At 64.0% G+C, this 17,780-nt stretch carries 16 protein-coding genes; 7 read left to right on the forward strand and 9 right to left on the reverse strand.

Going from position 1 to position 17,780, the window contains the following annotated elements; genetic code table 11:
* Nucleotides 1–56: 56 nt before the first annotated feature.
* The 4 genes from KOL99_RS01715 to KOL99_RS01730 all read right to left on the reverse strand — a co-directional run bounded on the left by KOL99_RS01715 (nucleotide 57) and on the right by KOL99_RS01730 (nucleotide 2,912).
* On the reverse strand, nucleotides 57–551 hold the full coding sequence (locus KOL99_RS01715) for a hypothetical protein (protein WP_216508771.1): 495 nt from the start codon (nucleotides 549–551) through the stop codon (nucleotides 57–59).
* Between the two features lie 8 nt (nucleotides 552–559).
* Nucleotides 560–985 carry a chemotaxis protein CheW gene (locus KOL99_RS01720; RefSeq protein WP_328759423.1) on the reverse strand — a complete coding sequence of 142 codons (426 nt, stop codon included), beginning with the start codon at nucleotides 983–985 and terminating at the stop codon, nucleotides 560–562.
* A 464-nt stretch (nucleotides 986–1,449) separates the two neighbouring features.
* Nucleotides 1,450–2,220, reverse strand: a complete 771-nt coding sequence (locus tag KOL99_RS01725; RefSeq protein ID WP_216508773.1) for an outer membrane protein OmpK — start codon at nucleotides 2,218–2,220, stop codon at nucleotides 1,450–1,452.
* Between the two features lie 332 nt (nucleotides 2,221–2,552).
* Entirely contained in the window at nucleotides 2,553–2,912 is a 360-nt protein-coding gene (locus KOL99_RS01730; protein WP_216508774.1) for a CZB domain-containing protein, read from the reverse strand.
* A gap of 392 nt (nucleotides 2,913–3,304) precedes the next feature.
* Here KOL99_RS01730 and KOL99_RS01735 point away from each other — a divergent pair, with 392 nt between their 5' ends.
* The 3 genes from KOL99_RS01735 to KOL99_RS01745 all read left to right on the forward strand — a co-directional run bounded on the left by KOL99_RS01735 (nucleotide 3,305) and on the right by KOL99_RS01745 (nucleotide 6,303).
* On the forward strand, nucleotides 3,305–4,855 hold the full coding sequence (locus tag KOL99_RS01735) for an MFS transporter (protein WP_216508775.1): 1,551 nt from the start codon (nucleotides 3,305–3,307) through the stop codon (nucleotides 4,853–4,855).
* Nucleotides 4,856–5,015: 160 nt separating this feature from the next.
* Entirely contained in the window at nucleotides 5,016–5,918 is a 903-nt protein-coding gene (locus tag KOL99_RS01740) for a protoglobin domain-containing protein (RefSeq protein WP_216508776.1), read from the forward strand.
* Between the two features lie 157 nt (nucleotides 5,919–6,075).
* Nucleotides 6,076–6,303, forward strand: coding sequence for a hypothetical protein (locus tag KOL99_RS01745; protein ID WP_216508777.1), 228 nt, complete (start codon nucleotides 6,076–6,078; stop codon nucleotides 6,301–6,303).
* 89 nt (nucleotides 6,304–6,392) lie between these two features.
* Here KOL99_RS01745 and KOL99_RS01750 read toward each other — a convergent pair whose 3' ends face one another.
* From KOL99_RS01750 to KOL99_RS01770, 5 genes are all read right to left on the reverse strand, one after another.
* Nucleotides 6,393–7,631: a multidrug effflux MFS transporter gene (locus tag KOL99_RS01750; RefSeq protein ID WP_216508778.1), complete on the reverse strand. Its 1,239-nt coding sequence runs from the start codon at nucleotides 7,629–7,631 to the stop codon at nucleotides 6,393–6,395.
* Nucleotides 7,632–7,690: 59 nt separating this feature from the next.
* Nucleotides 7,691–8,128, reverse strand: a complete 438-nt coding sequence (locus KOL99_RS01755) for a MarR family winged helix-turn-helix transcriptional regulator (protein ID WP_216508779.1) — start codon at nucleotides 8,126–8,128, stop codon at nucleotides 7,691–7,693.
* Between the two features lie 200 nt (nucleotides 8,129–8,328).
* The gene (locus tag KOL99_RS01760; RefSeq protein ID WP_216508780.1) at nucleotides 8,329–9,498 is read right to left on the reverse strand and encodes a S8 family peptidase; all 1,170 of its coding nucleotides are present in this window, start codon (nucleotides 9,496–9,498) and stop codon (nucleotides 8,329–8,331) included.
* Nucleotides 9,499–9,623: 125 nt separating this feature from the next.
* A complete protein-coding gene (locus KOL99_RS01765; protein ID WP_216508781.1) occupies nucleotides 9,624–13,643 on the reverse strand; it encodes a PAS domain S-box protein in 4,020 nt (1,339 codons plus the stop codon).
* 212 nt (nucleotides 13,644–13,855) lie between these two features.
* The gene (locus tag KOL99_RS01770; protein WP_236025737.1) at nucleotides 13,856–14,680 is read right to left on the reverse strand and encodes an HhH-GPD family protein; all 825 of its coding nucleotides are present in this window, start codon (nucleotides 14,678–14,680) and stop codon (nucleotides 13,856–13,858) included.
* A gap of 206 nt (nucleotides 14,681–14,886) precedes the next feature.
* On the opposite strand from KOL99_RS01770, the gene KOL99_RS01775 reads away from it, so the two are divergent.
* From KOL99_RS01775 to KOL99_RS01790, 4 genes are all read left to right on the forward strand, one after another.
* Complete coding sequence (locus tag KOL99_RS01775) at nucleotides 14,887–15,243, forward strand: TRL-like family protein (protein WP_216508783.1); 357 nt, start codon at nucleotides 14,887–14,889, stop codon at nucleotides 15,241–15,243.
* A 203-nt stretch (nucleotides 15,244–15,446) separates the two neighbouring features.
* Entirely contained in the window at nucleotides 15,447–16,307 is an 861-nt protein-coding gene (locus KOL99_RS01780) for a DMT family transporter (RefSeq protein ID WP_216508784.1), read from the forward strand.
* 137 nt (nucleotides 16,308–16,444) lie between these two features.
* Entirely contained in the window at nucleotides 16,445–16,663 is a 219-nt protein-coding gene (locus KOL99_RS01785) for a hypothetical protein (RefSeq protein ID WP_216508785.1), read from the forward strand.
* Nucleotides 16,664–16,789: 126 nt separating this feature from the next.
* On the forward strand, nucleotides 16,790–17,719 hold the full coding sequence (locus tag KOL99_RS01790) for a cation diffusion facilitator family transporter (protein ID WP_216508786.1): 930 nt from the start codon (nucleotides 16,790–16,792) through the stop codon (nucleotides 17,717–17,719).
* The last annotated feature ends 61 nt before the right edge of the window (nucleotides 17,720–17,780 follow it).

Genomic DNA, 17,780 nt, shown 5'->3' on the forward strand with positions numbered 1-17,780 from the left:
CCCCCGCGGGAGTGGGCCAGGGGGTGGTGACGGTCCCTTGTTGCGCGCGCCGTCCGTCAGGAATTCCTTACCACGAGCTTCTTGTAGCAGGCGTTCTCTCCGGCGTGGACGATCTCCAGCGAGGACTCGCGTCCCATGATGTTCTGCAGCGCACCGGCGAAAAAGCCGTACATCATGTTGCACAGCGACCCCTTCTGGCTGTGGCCGAAGCGGAAGAGCGACTGCCGGATCATGCAGTCCCTGAACACCAGCATCACCTCGGTTCCCTCTTCCACCTCCCGGTACAGCGCCTCCTGGTCGTGGGTCTTGAAAGGCTCGAAGAGCCAGAGGTAGTCGTTCTTCTCCAACACGTCGCGGGTGGCCTGGAGCGCGGCGGCGATGTCCAGGGTGCGCGGCACCCCGCTCGACAGCTTCTTGCCGAGGTTCACCCCGGCCAGGTACGAGATGCTGTTCGCGCTGGCCCCTATGGCCTGCTCGGTCCCCGACGCGATGGCGCCCAGAAATACCATGGCGTCCTGCAGGGCGAGCCTCTTATCACTTGTCGCTTCCATGGGCGCTCCTATGCGAAATGCTTTAAATCCATCACCACCACGAGCCGGTTTTCCAGCGATACGATCCCCTCGATCCAGGGCTGCGCAGCCACCTCGATCGGCGGCAGGATGTCCCGGCGCGCCACGCGGATCACGTCCGAGACTTCGTCGATCATGAACCCGGTGAGTGTCCCCGCGTAATCCATTATCGCGACGCAACCGGGGGAGAGTCCGTCCCCGGTGCTCATGCCGAAACTCCTCCTGAGCGAGACGATGGGGACCACGCTCCCCCTGAGGTCGATGACCCCTTCCACGTGGGGAGGCGCGGTGGCGAGCCTCGTCACCTCTTCCACCTCGACGATCTCCCGGACGTCCATTACGTCGACGGCATACTCCTCCCGGCCGAGCCGGAAGGTGACCATCTGGATCAGTTCGCGTTCAGGTGTGGACGACACGGCTTTTCCCCCTGGCCAAAACAGTCGGCGGTCAAGACGGGATTCGGGCTGATCGATCCGGGTCTTGGCCGCCGGCATGGATAAAAGATAGGGGTCTTATCGGGATCGCCCCGGTTAACTTAAATTTCATTTTTTAAAATTTGGAAGTAACGTGAGGTCAATAAACCGCAAAATGCGGGAAATGGCGCGGCCTCCCGCAAGGAAAAAACGTAGTAACGACTGCGAATTCACCCGAGAAGAGGCTGGGGGGCAGCGGGTAGCGACGAAAGAGAGGGGAGCCGTGAGGTTCTGCAAAATGTGAAATCGAACATTTGTTCGACTTAACAGGTGGGGCCTGGCAAGGATGTCGGGAGTCCGGGAACCGCAGCGCCGCCTGCCGCCTCTACCCACCCGTGGCACGGGAAACGAAAAAGCCCCGCGGGACGAAGTCCGCGGGGCGTTGGGAAACGGCGAATGCGGGAGGGCTACATCACGAACTTCAGCATCGCCTGCGGCGCGAACTCGTTCACGCCCGATACGCCGAACTTGTTGTGCCAGTAGATCACCTCGGTGCCGACGAAGACGCTGCCCGGGGCATCCCAGAACTTGCCCAGGTCGAGGAGCAGGCGGGGCTGCGCGTCGATGTTGAAGGCGAGGTTCCCTTCGCTGCCGGCGATATCGGTGAACCCTTCGAAGATCATGTTGGCCTTGCCCACGGTGAAGGGAAGCTGCCAGCAGGGGGTCACCTGGTAGGTGCTGCCGGGCTGCTTGGGGTCGTTGCGCACGTAGACGTTAAGGTCGGCAAAGTTGAACTTGGGGAGGTTGAGGCTGAGGCCGACGCCGTACAGGTAGTTGCGGAACCCCTGCCCCACTTCGACCGTACCGGCCAGGAGCACGTCCTTCACGAAGGGAGCGGAGAGGTCGCGGCCGGTGATCTTGCCCAGCGAAAGCCTCGGGGAGAGCTCGCCGTAGATGCCGGTTTTGTCCTTTTCGGCGTCGGTAACGTCGAAGAACAGGAAGTTGTCACCGTATTTCCAGGCGTTGGCATGCTCGATGGTGATGGTGGACTGGGTCCCCTTGGTCCCGGTGAAGGGGTTCTTGAACTGCCCGCCCCACAGGGTCTGGATGTTGGTCTCGTTCCAGAGTGTCATGCCCGCTTGCGCCTCCTGGGCGGCGAACGGTGCCAGCAGCAGGGCGGCGAGGGCCAGGGCTTTGAATCCGGTGGACAGGGCGCTACGGATCGATCTCTTCTTCAAGGTACTCTCCTTTTGTGGTACATGCTGACTACCTGGCGGTAGCTGAAAAACGCACTTCAGGGGATTCACAGGCGTGGAAACGGGCGCAGCGCCGCGGACGGGCAGCGGGGAGCCGTAGCCATCGGGTCGACAGGGCACTCTTCAGGGGAAAGTTGCAGGCTGGGGGTGGTTTCTCTGCTGAAGGGGGATACAGCGCAGGAGATGAACCGCGGCACCCTCGCGGGCGCTACTCACCGTGTCAAACGTTCCGCTTCAAAAGCGGCGTAAAACTAGCACGTTTTTCGGCGCAGTTCACCTTTTTTTGATCTAATTAAACAACGCATAAAAATTGGTCATACCAGCTCGCGCCATCTCATCAGCGCTTCCATAAGCTTGTTGGAAACCTGCTGGAACTCGCCGTCGTACTCCATCATCTTCTGGGCCTCCTCGGCCTTCCCCTCGACCGCGAGCCCCGCCACCCTGCAGGCGATCTGGTGGAAGTCGCCGTGGAGCTGCTTGACCTGCTTGTAGAAGTACGAGGAACGGTGCCGGGACGAAACGGAGGTGTCGTAGAACCACTTGCCGAACTGGCAATCGGTCTCGGTGCAGGGACCTTTGTGGTCTTCCAGCTGTCCCTTGCTGATCAAGTCGTTGAGCTTGAACTTGTACATGGCATGTTCAGTGATCGCGTTGTTTATCTCTTGCTTTTCCATTACCATACCCTCTCAGACTGGTTTGGTTTGCTATGAAACGCGTTCGCCGCACCGATCGTGCCGATGTCTTGTCGCGGTCGCGCCCCTCCTCTCGTTTTGCGAGCATCCGAAGGGAACAGCAACATCTATTCCAAAAAGATACTATTTGTGCCGGCGCGACTCCATCCGGCGGCCCCGATGACTTTTCCTGCTGAAATCATTAGCAAAAACGAAACGCCCTCCCCTTACGCCCACACCTTAAAATTAATCGAGTCTAAACAACAGGTTAGAACCTCTGGGTTATTTGGCGCAGCGGCGCCCTCCCCTCGCCACGGCTCCCCCACCTGCAGCGACATTCACCTTGCAAAGACCGTTCTGCTATGGCAATTTTGGGCACTCAGGAGATGACCCCCATGAATGCAAACAAACCGAGGCTCGTCGCCGCCGGCGATATCAACGCCTTTTTCGGACTCATGCTGGACAACATGTCCGGTCTGGTGATCATGGCCGGCATCTTGACCGGCGTCTTCGGCATGCCGCGTGACCTGGTCCTGTCCCGGATGCTCCCCGGCAGCGCGGTTGGGGTTCTCTTGGGCGACCTGCTCTACTCGTGGCTCGCCTACCGCCTGGCCCGCCGCACCGGGCGCAGCGACGTGACCGCCATGCCCCTGGGGCTCGACACCCCCTCGACCTTCGGCATGGCCTTCGGGGTACTCGGCCCCTGCTTTTTGGCCACCAAGGACGCGCACCTGACCTGGCAAGTGGGGATGGCGACCATCGTCCTCATGGGGGCGTTCAAGATCGCCGTATCCTTCTGCGGCCCCGCCCTGAGAAGGAACATCCCGCGCGCGGGGCTCCTGGGGAGCATCGCCGCCGTCGCCCTCCTCCTGATCGCCTACCTCCCCTTCCTGAAGCTCTTCTCCTCGCCGGTGGTCGGCTTTCTCTCGCTGGGCATCGTCTTCATCTCGCTTTTGGCCCGCTTCCGGCTTCCGCTGCACCTTCCCGGCGCCCTCGCCGGGATCATGAGCGGCACCGTCGCCTATTACCTGCTGGGAAACCTGGGGCTGCTGCCGGGAGGCGCCCACGCCCTGCTCCCCGTCCCGCAGCCCGCCCTCTACCTCCCCCTCCCCACCCTGGAATTCCTCCCGGGCATACCGCGGGCGCTCGCGTACCTGCCGCTCGCCATCCCCTTCGCCCTGGCCACGGTGGTGGGCGGGGTCGACGTCACCGAGAGCGCCGCGGTGGCGGGAGACGACTACGACACCCGTGACATCCTGCTCGTGGAGGGGTTCGCCACGCTGGTGGCCGGGATGTGCGGCGGCGTGATGCAGTCCTGCCCCTACATCGGCCATCCCGCCTACAAGGACATGGGGGGACGCGCCGGCTACACCGTCGCCACCGCGCTCTTCATCGGCTTCGCCGCCGTCTCCGGCTACCTCTCCTTTTTCGTGGGACTCCTCCCGGAAGCCGCCGTCGCGCCGATCCTGATCTTCATCGGCATCGAGATCACGGCGCAGGCCTTCGAGGCGACACAAAAGCGGCACTACCGGGCCGTGGCGGTCTCCTTCATCCCGGTGATCGCCTGCCTCACCACCATCGAGTTCGGCCAGATGCTGGCCGGCCTGGGCAAGAGTGCCGCGGATCTCACCGGGGACCTCCTCGCCACCTGGCAGGCCACCATCATCCTCGGCAACGGCTTCATCGTCACGTCGCTCCTTTGGGGCGCCGCCTTCGCCAACGTGCTGGACCACCGCCCCGGCAAGGCCGCCGTCTACCTCCTGTGCTGCTCGGCGCTTTCGCTGTGCGGCATCATCCACTCACCCCTCCCCTCGGGCGCCATGTTCTCCCCGCTCGCCCCGCCCCATCCCATCGTGTGGCACCTTGCCGCGGGCTACGCCGTCATGGCCCTGGTCTTTCTTCTGCTCGCCATCGCGCCCCGCAGAGACAGGATCAGACACAAGTAAACCAGCTTCCTGCACTGGATTCAGTCCATCCGCTACTGTGTGATCCGCGTATACGCCTTAGACAGTGGCAATCCCTGTGCTAGACTATGCTGATTATTCGAATGGCGTTGCCTGTTTTCAGCAGCAGGTACATTGAATGCCGGCACAGGAGATGAACGAAATGCTTACCATGCAGGAAATAAAGAATCACTATTACTTCACCGAGACAGATGCCGAACTGCTCAAAGAACTCTATCCCCTCGCCCAAAACAACAGCGAGGCGATGGTCGAGGAGTTTTATACCTACCTTCTGAAGATTCCCGAGACTGCCGTGTTCCTGCGCGACCCCAAGGACCTGGCGCGCCTGAAGCGGACCCACACCGAGTGGTTCCTCACCCTCTTCTGCGGGCGCTACGACAACGAGTACATGCTCACCCTGCAGTCCATCGGGCAGGCGCACGTCCGCATCAAGGTGAGCGCCCACTACGTGAACGCCGCGATGAACGTGGTGCGCCGCTTCCTGATCGAGATGCTGCAGGCCAACTTCCCCGACATCTCGGTGCGCCGCAAGTACCGGATCGCCGTGGAGAAGATCCTCGACATCAACCTGGACATCATGAGCACCTCCTACCAGGAGGAGGAGCTGCGCAAGGTCTTCGTCTCGCACAAGATCGAGTCCAAGCTGATCCACGCCGCCGAGCGCTTCACCTACGGCCTCAACCTGGTCCTGGTGATCGCCCTCACCGGCGTGTCGCTCTCCGTGGTGACCCTCTTTTTCTGGGACCTGGTCCACATCTTCCAGGGCGACTTCGAGAAGGGGATCCTCTCCGCCCTCGGCTCCCTCCTGATCCTGTGGATGATGATCGAGCTCATGGACAACGAGATCAAGACACTCAAAGGGGGCAAGTTCAACATCCTCATCTTCATCGGCGTGATCATCGTGGCACTGATCCGCGAGATCCTCATCTCCACCCTGCGCCACGACGCCCTGGAGACCCAGGCCTTTCTGGCCGGCACGCTCCTCATCCTCGGCATCGTCTACTACCTCGTGGCGAAAAGCCAGCAAAACGGCGCCCACTCCTGACCAGGCTGTCACCGCTTTGCCCTCGATACAACCCGGCACGCCCGTAACGAGGAAGGGCCTCCCATTGGTGGAGGCCCTTCTTTTGTATCGGCGGCGTAATTAATTTCCGAAGTTTGCCGATGAGGTGATACAGAAGCACGATCACCTGGAGTCCTTGATGCACATCTACCGCCTCATCGATTTGCGTGAAATCTACCCGCCGGCGCTCACCCCGCATTTTTACGGCCGTTACCTCGCCGAGGTGCGCCAGGACGGCACCCTCTTTTGCGACAACCACCAGTTCGCCATCGACAGCGCCACCCCGCCCACCCCCGGCACCAAGGTCATGATCTGGTGCAGCAGGGACTACTACTGCTGCCCCACCGAGGAGTTCAAGCCCAGCTAGCTCCGTCCGTCACGGCCGCGCGTACGATTCCTCAAGCCCGCCCGGGCCCGTTCCCGGCGCACCCCCGGACCGTCGAACCAGGAGCCCGGTCAACCCTGCTGCTGCCCCTTGCCCGCTCCCGCCCCGAGTACCGCGAGAAAGCCGAGCGTGCCGCACAGCGCCATGGTACCGGTCATGGGGAGCGCAGTCCCGTTGTGGAAGGCGCCGACCAGCGCGCCCCCCGAGGCCCCCAGAAGGTACTGGATGGTCCCCAGGAGCGCCGACGCGCTCCCGGCCGCCTTGTCGAAGGGGGCCAGGGCCAGCGCGGTGATGTTGGGGTAGAGCAGCCCGGTCATGCAGAGGCAGACGAAGATGAAGAGCATCTGCAGCGGAAAGCCGCCGAAGCCGGTCGCGGTCGCGGCGATGAGCAGGATACCGGCCACGCCGGCCACCAGGAAGGCGCTGCGGGCGATGGCACCCGGGGAGAAGCGGCGCAACAGGCGCCGGTTCAGCTGCGAGGCGCCGATCAGCCCGCAGGCGTTCACCCCGAAGAAGACGCCGAAGAACTGGGGCGAGAGGCCGTGCAGCTCGATGAAGACGAAGGGAGCGCCCGAGATGTAGGAGAAGTTGACGCCGGCCACGCACCCGAGTGCCAGGGCGTAGCGCAGGTAGTGACGGTTTTTCAGCAGGTGCCAGTACACCTTTCCCATGTCCGTCGCGCTGCGCCGGATGCGCCGCTCCGCCGGGAGCGACTCGGGGAGCGCCAGCGCCGCCGCGAGCAGCGAAGCCAGGCCGAAGACGCCGAGAAAGATGAAGATCCCCCTCCAGCCGCTGACCAGCAGCAGCTGCCCCCCCGCCACCGGCGCCAGGATCGGTGCCAGCCCCATGACCAGCATGAGCAGCGAGAACATCCTGGCCGCCTCGGCGGTGTCGTAGAGGTCCCGCACCACCGCGCGGGAGATGACCATGCCCGCTCCCCCGCCCAGCGCCATCACCACCCGCCAGGCCAATAGCCCGCTCCCGGTGTGCACCATGGCGCAGCCGATGGTCGAGGCGACGTAGAGGGAGAGCCCCAAAAGCAGCGGCCGGCGTCTCCCCCAGCGGTCCGCCAGCGGCCCGTAGAAAAGCTGCCCCGCCGCCGATCCGAACAGGAAGGCGGATACCGAGAGCTGCACCGTGCTGAGCGGCACCTTGAGGTCCCGGGCCATCTGCGGGAAGGCCGGGAGGTACATGTCGATGGACATGGCGCTGAACGCGGTCAACGCGCCCAGGATCAGGACGAAAACGGTCAGCTGACGCCGGCTCATGTCGGTGGGGTGAATGCTCGTTGCGGCTTTGGCGAAACTCATGCTTGAAAAACCTCGCTACCGCCGGAAAGTTGCCAGATACAACTATCCGGGCAAAAAAACTACTTCGACAGGTTGGCGCAGGCGCGGCGCAGGACATCGCGGCAGCTCTCGAGTTCCGCCGCGTCGATCCCCCGCTGCGCCTCTTCCAGGATCCCCCGCGCCAGGGCGGTGGCCCGGTCAATCAGCTCCTTGCCCCGGTCGGTCAGGTACAGGAGCCGCTCCCGCGCATCGCTTGGGCTGGGGAGCCTGACGATCAGCCCGCGCTCCTCGAGGCCGGCCGCGAGCCGCGCCATGGTGGTCTTGTCCTTGGCGGTCTTCTCCGCCAGCATCCCCTGGGGCAGGCCGTTGCTGTCCCAAAGCTGCACCAGGAGCGAGTACTGCTCCGAGGTGATGGGCATGGCGTTTTGCTGCAGCACCGCGTTGAAGCGTCTGAGCACCATCCGGGAGAACCGGGAGGCGAGGTGTCCCAGCGACTTGTCGAGTTTGTATTCGGTCATGGCGTCCATATGGTTGCACCATACAACTTTATCGCGCGGCACGTCAAGCCGGTTTTCACCGCCCCGGCGACACGAGGCCGCCGCGCCTTCCCCCACCGCCGCTTGGCGCGGTTTCAAGGGAGGCGGCGGACGAAAAAAAAAGCCGGCCGCGAACGGTGTCGCGGCCGGCCCTGTTTTTTCCACCGCGGGAAGCGCGGCGCCTAGTAGTTGGTGAACAAAAGGAGGTTGGGGGATTTCTTGCCCGCGTTCCCCACGACGCCCGTGGTCGCGTTGCCGGTCAGGGCGGCGGCGACCCCGGCAGGGGTGGCGGTCGGGTTCAGCTGCAGGTACTGCGCGGCGACGCCGGTCACGTTGGGGGTGGCCATGGAGGTGCCGCTCAGGGTGGCGGTTGCCGTGTCGCTGCTGTACCAGGAGGAGGTGACGTTGGAGCCCGGGGCGAAGAGGTCGAGGCAGGCGCCGTAGTTGGAGTAGGAGGCGCGCGCGTCGGTGGAGGTGGTGGCACCCACGGTGAGGGCGGCGGGGACCCGCGCCGGCGAGTAACGGCAGGCGTCCTGCTTGCTGTTGCCGGCGGCGATGGCGTAGGTCACCCCGCTGCTGATCGAGTTGGCCACCGCGTTGTCGAGCGCGGTGGAGGCGCCCCCACCGAGGCTCATGTTGGCCACGGCGGGAAGCTTCTTGTTCGCGGTCACCCAATCCACGCCGGCAGCGACGCCGGAGACGGTACCGGAACCGGAGCAGTCCAGCACCCGCACGCCGACCAGGGTCACGTCCTTGGCGACGCCGTAGTGAGAGCCGCCGATGGTGCCCGAGACGTGGGTGCCATGCCCGTTGCAGTCCTGGCCGTTCCCCCCCAGAGCGTCGTAGCCTATCGAGGCACGACCGCCGAACTCGGTGTGGGTGGTGCGGATGCCGGTGTCGATGACGTAGGCGGTCACGCCGACGCCGCTGTCGACATAGTTGAAAAACCCATCCAAGGGAAGGGCGCGCTGGTCGATCCGGTCCAGGTTCCAGGTCGAGACGCTCTGGGAGACCTCGATGCCGATGGAGACCGCCTGGTCCTGCTCGATGTATTCCACGTTGGGGTTATGGCGCAGCCCCTGCAGCGCCTGGTCGGGGAGCGTCGCCGCGAACCCCTGCAGCGCGTCGGTGTAGACGTAGTGCACCTTCCCTCCCTGCCGCCCCGCCGCCTGCGCCGCGGCGCTCACCTCGTGTCCCGCGCTGCCGGGACGGAAGACGACGATGTACCGTCCCGGGATGGCCCGCTCGGCGCCCGCGCCGTAGATGGGAGCCCCCCCGTCGGGAGCGGCCGCGGCCACCTGCGCCAGGGAAATGGTGCAAAGGAGTGCTAATCCAAATACCGTCTTAGTCATGGGGACCTCCTGCAAAACCGTCGTTGTCTGGCGCGCCTTCCCGGCGCCGTCAGGTCAGATAAATATAAAACCTCGTATGACTTTCCTCAATAGGTCTTTTCGACCCTCGTCTACGCGCTTCCCCTTCACCCGTCCAGCATCTCGCGCACCTTGCGCAAAAGCTGCACCGGCTGCACCGGCTTCATGATCAGCTGGATCCCCTGGTCCAGGATCCCGCGCTGCTCCATGAAATCGGAGGTGTAACCGCTGGAATAGAGGATCCTGGTCCCCGGCTTCATCTGCACGATCTCCACCCCCGCCTCCATGCCGTTCTTCCTGGGCATGATCAGGTCCATCACCACCAGGGCGATGCTCTCCTGGTGCGCGGCGAAAAGCTCCACCGCCTGCTGGCCGTCCGCGGCCTCGATGACCCGGTAGCCGAACCTGGTGAGGATGTTCACCAGCAGCCTGCGCACCTCGGCGTCGTCCTCGGCCAGCAGCAGGGTTTCGGTCCCCCCGCGTGGCGGCGGCAGCTCCGTCGGCCCCGTCGCCTCGGCGTCGGCGACCTTTGCCAGCGGCAGGAAAACCCTGAAGGTCGTGCCCCGCCCCGGCTCGCTGTAGACGTTGATGAATCCGCCGTGCTGCTTCACGATGCCGTAGACGATGGCCATCCCCAGCCCGGTCCCCTTGCCGACTTCCTTGGTGGTGAAGAAAGGTTCGAAGATCCTGGTCCGGGTCTCCTCGTCCATGCCGCTGCCGGTATCGCTCATGACGACGCAGGCGTAGGGACCCGGCTCGCTGTGCCCGAACTCGGTCTCGGTCGGTTCCTCGATCTCCACCAGCTCAGTCCCGACGCTCAGCACGCCTCCCTTGGCCATCGCGTCGCGAGCGTTGGTGGCGAGGTTGATGAGCACCTGCTCGATGTGGCCACTGTCCGCGACCACCGGCAGGTCCCGCCTCGGGGAGGGCGCCACCTTGAGGGTGATGTCCTCCCCGATGATGCGCACCAGGAACTTCTGCACGTGCAGCACGATGTCGCACAGGTTGACCCGCCTGGGCTCCATGACCTGCTTGCGGCTGAAGGCCAAGAGCCCCTTGGTGAGCTGCGCCGCCCGCTCGGCCGAGACCAGGATCTGCTCCACCTCCCCTTTTTGCGGGTCGTCCAGCTTGGGATCGGCGGCGAGCAGCGAGCAGTACCCCATGATCACCTGCAGCACGTTGTTGAAATCGTGCGCCACCCCGCCCGCCAGGAGCCCCACCGCCTCCATCTTCTGGGCCTGGCGGAGCTGCTCTTCCAGGCGGCGCTCCGCGGTGATGTCACGCACCGTGGTGATGACGCCGATGATCTCCCCCCGCACGTCCTTGAGCGGCGCGCGCGTGTCGGTCACCCAGCCGGAGCGCCCGGTCCGTTCCACGGAGAAGCGGAAGTCGACGGGAGTTGATTCCTCCCCCTCCAGCGACTTGGCGAGCAGCGCCATCACGCCGCTCTCCTGGAAGGACGGGATCACCTCCTGCGTCCGCCTTCCCAGCATCTCCTTGGCACCGATGCCGGTGAGCTGCTCCATGTACGGGTTCCAGACCTGGCAGCGCAGCTCGCGGTCGTAGACGATGATCCCTTCCTGCGCCCCCGCTATGATCTGCTGGTTGTACTGGCTCGCCTCGATCAGGGCCTGGTCCGCCCTCAACTTGGAGAAGGAGATGGCGATGTAGTCGACCAGGTCCTCGTAGAGGGTGACCTTCTCCGCGGACATGAGCCCCGGCGCCGGGTCGCAGAACTGGAACAGGCCGATCATCTCGCCGTGGGACCGCAGCGGGATCAGGGCCAGCGACTGGAACACCTCGGCGCGGCAGCGCATGGCGGCTCCCCCCTCCCCGGACGCTGTCCCGGTCGAGGTCCAGTAGCTGCCGCGCCCCGTCCCCTTCCCCGCCCCCCCGGGGTTCCCGGAGATCACGTCGGCGCACAGGCACCCAAGGGACGCCCCCCCCACCGCGTCGGGGAGCGGTACCCCGTGGGAGACCCGGTCGCACAGGCTGTCGCTCGCGCGCACGAACTCCTCGGGGAGGCCGATGGTCTGGCAGTAGGGGTAGCCGTCGCCCGAGCGCAGGCGGATGCCGATGCCCCGGCACCCGGTCAGGTCACGGAAAAACCGCGCGGTGCGCGACATCAGCTCGTCCAGGTCACGGGCCTCGTTGCAGATGCGCAACAACTCCACCGTCGCGTTGCGGCGCATCTCCTCGCGTTTTCGCGCCGTGATGTTGTCGCACAGGGCGACGAAATAACCCCGCTCCACGCTGTACAGCGATACCGCCCACCACTGCTCCAGCGGTGCGATGAAGCTCTCCAGGTGCTCAGGAAATCCCGTGTCCGCCACCCGTCCGCAGGCGGCGAGGACGTCGGCATTGGTCTCGCTCACCCGGGGGATCACCTGCGAAGCCCGCCTGCCGGCCAGGTCCTCGAGTCCGCTCAGCTGCAGCAGGGCGCGGTTCACGTTCAGGAAGACGAAATCCTCCACCGCTCCGGCGGCGTCCCGGACCAGGCGGCAGGAGGCGAACCCCTCCAGCATGTTCTGAAAGAGCTGCTGGTAGTCCTGCTTGCTTTTTTGCAGCGCCCGCTCCGCCTGTTTCTGGACCGTGACGTCGCTCAGCATGACCAACAGGCACGGGGTCCCCTCGAGGACCACGACGTCGGCGGCGTACAGGACGTCGATCACCTCACCCGACTTGCGTTTCAGTTGCAGTTCCTGGCTGAAGCCGTTCCCCTGCCTGATGGCCGCGACGATCTCGTCGCGGGTCCTGTCGTCGAGGTAGATGCCGAGCTCCTGCGCCCTCCGGCCGAGCACCTCCTCGCGCTGGAAGCCCAAAAGGCGCAGCCAGGCCGGGTTCACGTCCATGAGCCCGCCGTCGTCGACCGCGCCGATGCCGATCGCCACCGGCGCGTGATCGAAGATGGTCCTGAACCGGTTTTCACTGTCCCTGAGCGCCGCCTCCGTCTGCTTCAACTGGGTGATGTCCACCAGCGTCGACAGGATGACCTGCTCCCCGCCCACCGCCAGCAGCTGCGACGAGAGCTGGGCGATGAACCTCTCACCGTTCTTGCGATAGAAATCCTGTTCCCACCCCCGCAGGGTGCCGGTATCGTGCAGCTGCGCCAGGAAGCGCTGCACCGCTTCCGGATCGGGCCAGAGGTGGCGCCCCGACCTGCCGATCGCCTCATCCCTGCTGTAGCCGGTCAAGGCCTCCCAGGTCTCGTTCACCTCGAGGAAGACGCCGTCCTCCAAGCGGGTCAGGGCGATGGCGGCCGGGTTACCGGAAAAGGCGCGGGAGAATTTCTCCTCCGACTTCAGCAGGGCCTCTTCCGCCTGGCGCCGGGCGGATACGTCCTGGAGCACCGCGAGGATCGACTTCGTCCCCCCACCGGCGCCGGGCAGAAGGTTGAGCGTGGCCTGGCAGTAGATCGACGCGCCGTCGCGCCGCCGCAGGCCGAGTTCCGCCTGCACCGCCTTGCGGCCGTCCCCTCCAAGGCTCCCGAGGCTCTCCCGGCACGCGTCCCGGTCCTCCGGGTGGGTCACGGCGACCAGGTCCATCTCCAGCAGTTCGGCCTCCGCATAGCCGGTCATGCGGCAGAAGGCGGGGTTGACCTTGAGGAACCGGCCGCTGGCAGGGTCAAGGCGCGCCTCGCCGACGCTCGACTCCATGAACATGATGCGGAACTCTTCCTCAGTCTCCCTGAGCCGTTCCTGGGCCATGCGCCGCTCCAGCTCCAGGAGCTCGATGCGCGCCTCGCGCAGTTCCGCCCCGGAGCTTATCGCCTCGGCGCGGGCGTCCGTCTCTCCGTTCAGCGCCATCTGCAGGCGTTTTTGCGAGTAGCCGAACAGGAGCCCCATGATGACGAAGACGAGGACCGAGACAAGGTGACTCCACCGGTACAGCGACAGCGAGAACGGCGGCGGCATGAAAACATAGACGATGAGGAGCGCTGAGATGACGGTGGCGGCGACGGCGGCGCGTTTCCCCCCCAGGCGGGAGCTGAGATAGACGGCGGGGTAGAAGAGCAGGTAGGCGAAGGGTTGCAGGTAATCCCAGAGCAGCAACTGGAGCGCGCAAGCCAGGAATGGGAGGAGAAGTGCCAACACAACCTTGACCTTCCTTGTCGGCGCTTCGTCCAAACGTTCCTCCTTCAGTGCACACCCTGGAGCTGATCATGAGGCGGGTGTGACTGGCAATGCGATTTTTTAAAGTGTAGCGACGAGGACAAAACGGGAGTTTTCGTAGTCATTGAACCGTTTAGGAGCATCCGCGGCAAAGAGTAGTCTACCTTTGGGGGACTCTTTTGCAACCGGCACGCTTCGCTCTCGTCAGCGCCAAAGCGCTTCCTTGGTCAGCGGATCCAGAATCTGCCACTGTCCTTGCGGATGAATCCCTCCCGTTCGAGCTGTTCGAGGTTGCGCGCAAGCGACGCCGCCTCCAGGGCGACCCTCGCCTCGAGCCGACTCAGGGCCACCCCCGGCTCGGCCAGTATGGCTCTCAGGATCATGCCGCGCTGCTCGCGGTTGGAGCCCCGAAACGGCGACTGGCGCGCGTGGTGGGCGCTCTTGCGGCTCGGGTTCGCCATGCCGCGCTTGAGCGTGGCGCCGTAATCCATCAGCGCGTAGTACCAGTCGCGCGGGTTGTCCCGGTCCAGGGCGAGCTCGACCAGGGGGAGGATCTCTGCATCGCGCACCGACTCCCGGTCCGCGAAGAAGTGGTGGATGAAGACGGAGCGGATGTTGGTCTCGATGAAGGGGGTGGCGACGCCGAAGGCGAATGCGGCGACGGCGCGTGCGGTGTAGGGGCCGATGCCGGGAAGCGACTCCAGTTCCCCCACCTCGCAGGGCAGCGTTCCCCCGAAGCGCTCCAGCACCGCCCGGGCGCACCGTTGCAGCGACACCGCGCGCCGGTTGTAGCCAAGCCCCTGCCAAAGCGACAGCACGCGCGACAGTTCCGCCCCGGCCAGGTCCCGCCAGGTGGGGAACACCGCCAGGAACTCGAGGTACTTCTCGCGCACCCGGTCCACCTGGGTCTGCTGCAGCATGATCTCGGAAACCAGGATGGCGTACGGGTCGCGGGTCTCCCGCCACGGGAGGCGCCGCCCCTCCCTGCGGTAATGGTCGAGGACCGTGTTGCGGAACTGGTTCACCGCCTCGATCGTAACTGTTCTATGCATCTGCCGCCTCCACGGCGCCGCCGGCATTCTGCCGCTCGGCACGGCAGCGATTGTAGCCGCTTTGCTCCGCGCGACCAATATAAATCGCCCCCCCAGCATCGTCTGTCGCCGGATACATTGAGACATTATAATCATTGTCACCAGTCTGGCGCGGAGTACTATTTAAAATGTATTGTCTCTCATAACAAGCTGGAAAAGGAGGCGCTATGAAAAGGCTGGGGGCGGTAGTACTGGTACTGGCTGGTCTGTGCGGCTGTCTTCCTACCCACGACCTCGCAAAAACCCTGCGTTATGCAGACAACACTCCGGTTGGAGTCGAAAACATCAAGTTCCTCGACTTGAACCAGATGAAACGAGGAGAGGCCTGCACCTTCAACATCTTCTATGTCATCCCGCTCTTCGGCGACGGTTCCATCCTGACGGCTGCCCGCAAGGGTGGCATCAACAACGTCGAACTGATCGGTCAGACCGGCACCTGGTACTTCCCCTTCAGCACCGACTGCACCGTGGTCTACGGCGACAAGAGCGCCATCATCCAGAGGCCGAAGGACCCTGCCAAGTAACGAAGTGGTTCCGTCAGGCTCCGCAGTTCTTACTGCGTCCCGGAGCCGGCAAGGATGTCAAAAGGGGCATGCGGGATTTCGCTCGTTGCCTGCATGCCCCTTCTGCCGCCGCTCTCATTAGCAGCCAACCCTATTTACCCTTTGACATCCCCCCACCAGTACCTTAACCTGTCGCCTCACCTCAACCGCGGCAAGGTCAAGACATGCGAAGCAGCTTTTCACCCCCCCTCACCGGCGCCCTGGCCATGGTCATCTGCGGCTTTTTGTGGAGCCTCGCCGGCCTCTTCATCAAGATCCTGGACTGGAACCCTTTTCTCATCGCCGGGCTGAGGAGCCTCATCGCCTTCCTGTTCCTGTTCGCCCTGGTGGGCACCGTGCGTCTCAAGTGGTCCGGTGCGCTCCTTGGCGCCGCCCTCGCCAACGCGGCGACCATGCTCCTCTTCGTCGCCGCCAACAAGACCACCACCGCGGCCAACGCCATCCTGCTGCAGTACCTGGCGCCCGTCTTCACCGCCGTTTTCAGCGTCATCTTCCTAAAGGAGCACCTGTACCGCGAGCAGGTCATCGCCCTGTTCATGACCATCGTCGGCATGGTGATCCTGTTTCTCGACCGTCTCTCCCCCGGGCAGCTTTTGGGCAACCTCATGGCCCTCACCTCGGCCTTCACCTTCTCCCTCATGTTCATCTTCACCCGGATGCAGAAGGAGGGAGACCCGCTGCACTCCTTCATGGCCTCCCACGCCGTGGCCGCCCTGGTCGCCTTGAGCGTCGCCGCCTTCCTCCCCCTGCCCGTTTTCACCACCACGGCGGTCGGCAGCATCCTGGTCCTCGGGGTGGTGCAGATCGGCCTCGCCGCTTTCTTCTTTTCCTACGGCATCAAACGCATCTCGGCCGTCACCGCCAACCTCTTGGCCGTCATCGAGCCGGTCTTCAACCCGGTCTGGGTCTTCCTGGTGCTCGGCGAAGCACCCTCGGCCAACACCCTCGTCGGCGGGGCGCTCATCCTTGGCTCAGTCACCCTCGCCAGCCTGATCAGCGCCCGCAGGGTTCCCAAATACACCTGAGCCGCTCTTAAAATCCTATTGCAGCGAAAACGGGGCCGATATATATTCCCACCTGTCTTGTGCGGCTTCACCCTGCGCCATTGGCACACGGCTTCCCGTTCAAGCCGAACCCGTCAGCCACGATAGGAGGAGAAGTAATGCCTGATTGCGAGCTTTTGTCCGGATGTATTTTCTTCAACGACAAGATGGCCAACATGCCGTCCACCAGCAACGTGTTCAAGATGATGTACTGCAACGACAATTTCGAAGGATGTGCGCGCTACGCGGTGCGCAGGGAAATGGGAAAGGATGCCGTGCCTGAGGACCTCTTCCCCAACCAGGCCGATCGGGCCAAGCAGATCCTTGGCAAGGGTTGACATCGCACGGGGGGAGTTGTATAGAAGCGTGTTGGTGAGACAGTGCTAAGCACAGATAAAAGGCCGCGGGAATCCGAGGCCTTTTTTAGTGCCGCACGAAATTCGCAGCTGCAAAGGGAAAGGGAAATGGTTTCAGCAGAACACGATGCCTTGAAAAGGCGGGCGGCGCGGCTGTCGGTCGCGTCCAACACGACCCTGGTCATCGCCAAGGTCGCGGTCGGCATGATCACCGGTTCGGTATCGGTGCTCTCCGAGGCGGTGCATTCCGGCGTCGACCTCGTGGCGGCGGGAATCGCCTGGTACTCCGTGCGCGAATCCGGCAAGCCCGCCGACGAGGACCATCACTACGGACACGGCAAGATCGAGAACGTCGCCGGCACCATCGAGGCCGTGCTCATTTTCGGCGCCGCCTTCTACATCATCTGGGAGGCCGTGCAAAAGCTTCGGACCGGAGTGGTGGAAATCGAGGGACTCGGTCTCGGCGCGGCGGTCATGGCCGTGTCGGCGGTCGCCAATTACCTCGTTTCCCGGCACCTGCTGAACGTCGCCGCCGCCACGGACTCGGTCGCGCTGGAAGCCGATGCCATGCACCTGCGCACCGACGTCTACACCTCGGCCGGCGTTCTGGGCGGGCTGGTCGCCATCAAGTTCACCGGCGTCCCCATCCTCGATCCCATCGTGGCCATCGTGGTCGCCCTCATGATCATCAAGGCGGCCTGGGACCTGACCAAGAGCGCCTTCTTCCACATCCTCGACGTGAAACTGCCGGAAGAAGAGGAGGCGGTGATCCACGACGTCCTGGAGGACTACCGCGAGCACCTGATCGAGTACCACAAGCTGCGCACCCGCAAGTCCGGGCATCTGCGCTACGTCGACATGCACCTCGTGGTTCCCAGGCAGATGACCGTGGAGGCGGCGCATGCCTTAAGCCACGAGATCACCGCCGAGATCGAGCGCCGGCTCCCCTACAGCCACATCCTGGTGCACCTCGAGCCCTGCCCCGGCGGCTGCGACCGCTGCACCGTCGACTGCCACAAGCTCCCGGCGCAGCGGTGACCTGATAACCTATTGATACATTGTAGATACCTTGCTAAACTCCCTTTTGGTGGGATTAGAA

This window comes from Geomonas azotofigens, assembly GCF_018919395.1.
Lineage (GTDB): Bacteria > Desulfobacterota > Desulfuromonadia > Geobacterales > Geobacteraceae > Geomonas > Geomonas azotofigens.

Coding starts and splice junctions, on each gene's coding strand:
- KOL99_RS01715 (WP_216508771.1), bottom strand. CDS start 551: ATGGAAGCGACAAGTGATAAGAGGCTCGCCCTGCAGGACGCCATGGTA.
- KOL99_RS01730 (WP_216508774.1), bottom strand. CDS start 2,912: ATGGAAAAGCAAGAGATAAACAACGCGATCACTGAACATGCCATGTAC.
- KOL99_RS01735 (WP_216508775.1), top strand. CDS start 3,305: ATGAATGCAAACAAACCGAGGCTCGTCGCCGCCGGCGATATCAACGCC.
- KOL99_RS01740 (WP_216508776.1), top strand. CDS start 5,016: ATGCTTACCATGCAGGAAATAAAGAATCACTATTACTTCACCGAGACA.
- KOL99_RS01745 (WP_216508777.1), top strand. CDS start 6,076: ATGCACATCTACCGCCTCATCGATTTGCGTGAAATCTACCCGCCGGCG.
- KOL99_RS01750 (WP_216508778.1), bottom strand. CDS start 7,631: ATGAGTTTCGCCAAAGCCGCAACGAGCATTCACCCCACCGACATGAGC.
- KOL99_RS01755 (WP_216508779.1), bottom strand. CDS start 8,128: ATGACCGAATACAAACTCGACAAGTCGCTGGGACACCTCGCCTCCCGG.
- KOL99_RS01760 (WP_216508780.1), bottom strand. CDS start 9,498: ATGACTAAGACGGTATTTGGATTAGCACTCCTTTGCACCATTTCCCTG.
- KOL99_RS01770 (WP_236025737.1), bottom strand. CDS start 14,680: ATGCATAGAACAGTTACGATCGAGGCGGTGAACCAGTTCCGCAACACG.
- KOL99_RS01775 (WP_216508783.1), top strand. CDS start 14,887: ATGAAAAGGCTGGGGGCGGTAGTACTGGTACTGGCTGGTCTGTGCGGC.
- KOL99_RS01780 (WP_216508784.1), top strand. CDS start 15,447: ATGCGAAGCAGCTTTTCACCCCCCCTCACCGGCGCCCTGGCCATGGTC.
- KOL99_RS01785 (WP_216508785.1), top strand. CDS start 16,445: ATGCCTGATTGCGAGCTTTTGTCCGGATGTATTTTCTTCAACGACAAG.
- KOL99_RS01790 (WP_216508786.1), top strand. CDS start 16,790: ATGGTTTCAGCAGAACACGATGCCTTGAAAAGGCGGGCGGCGCGGCTG.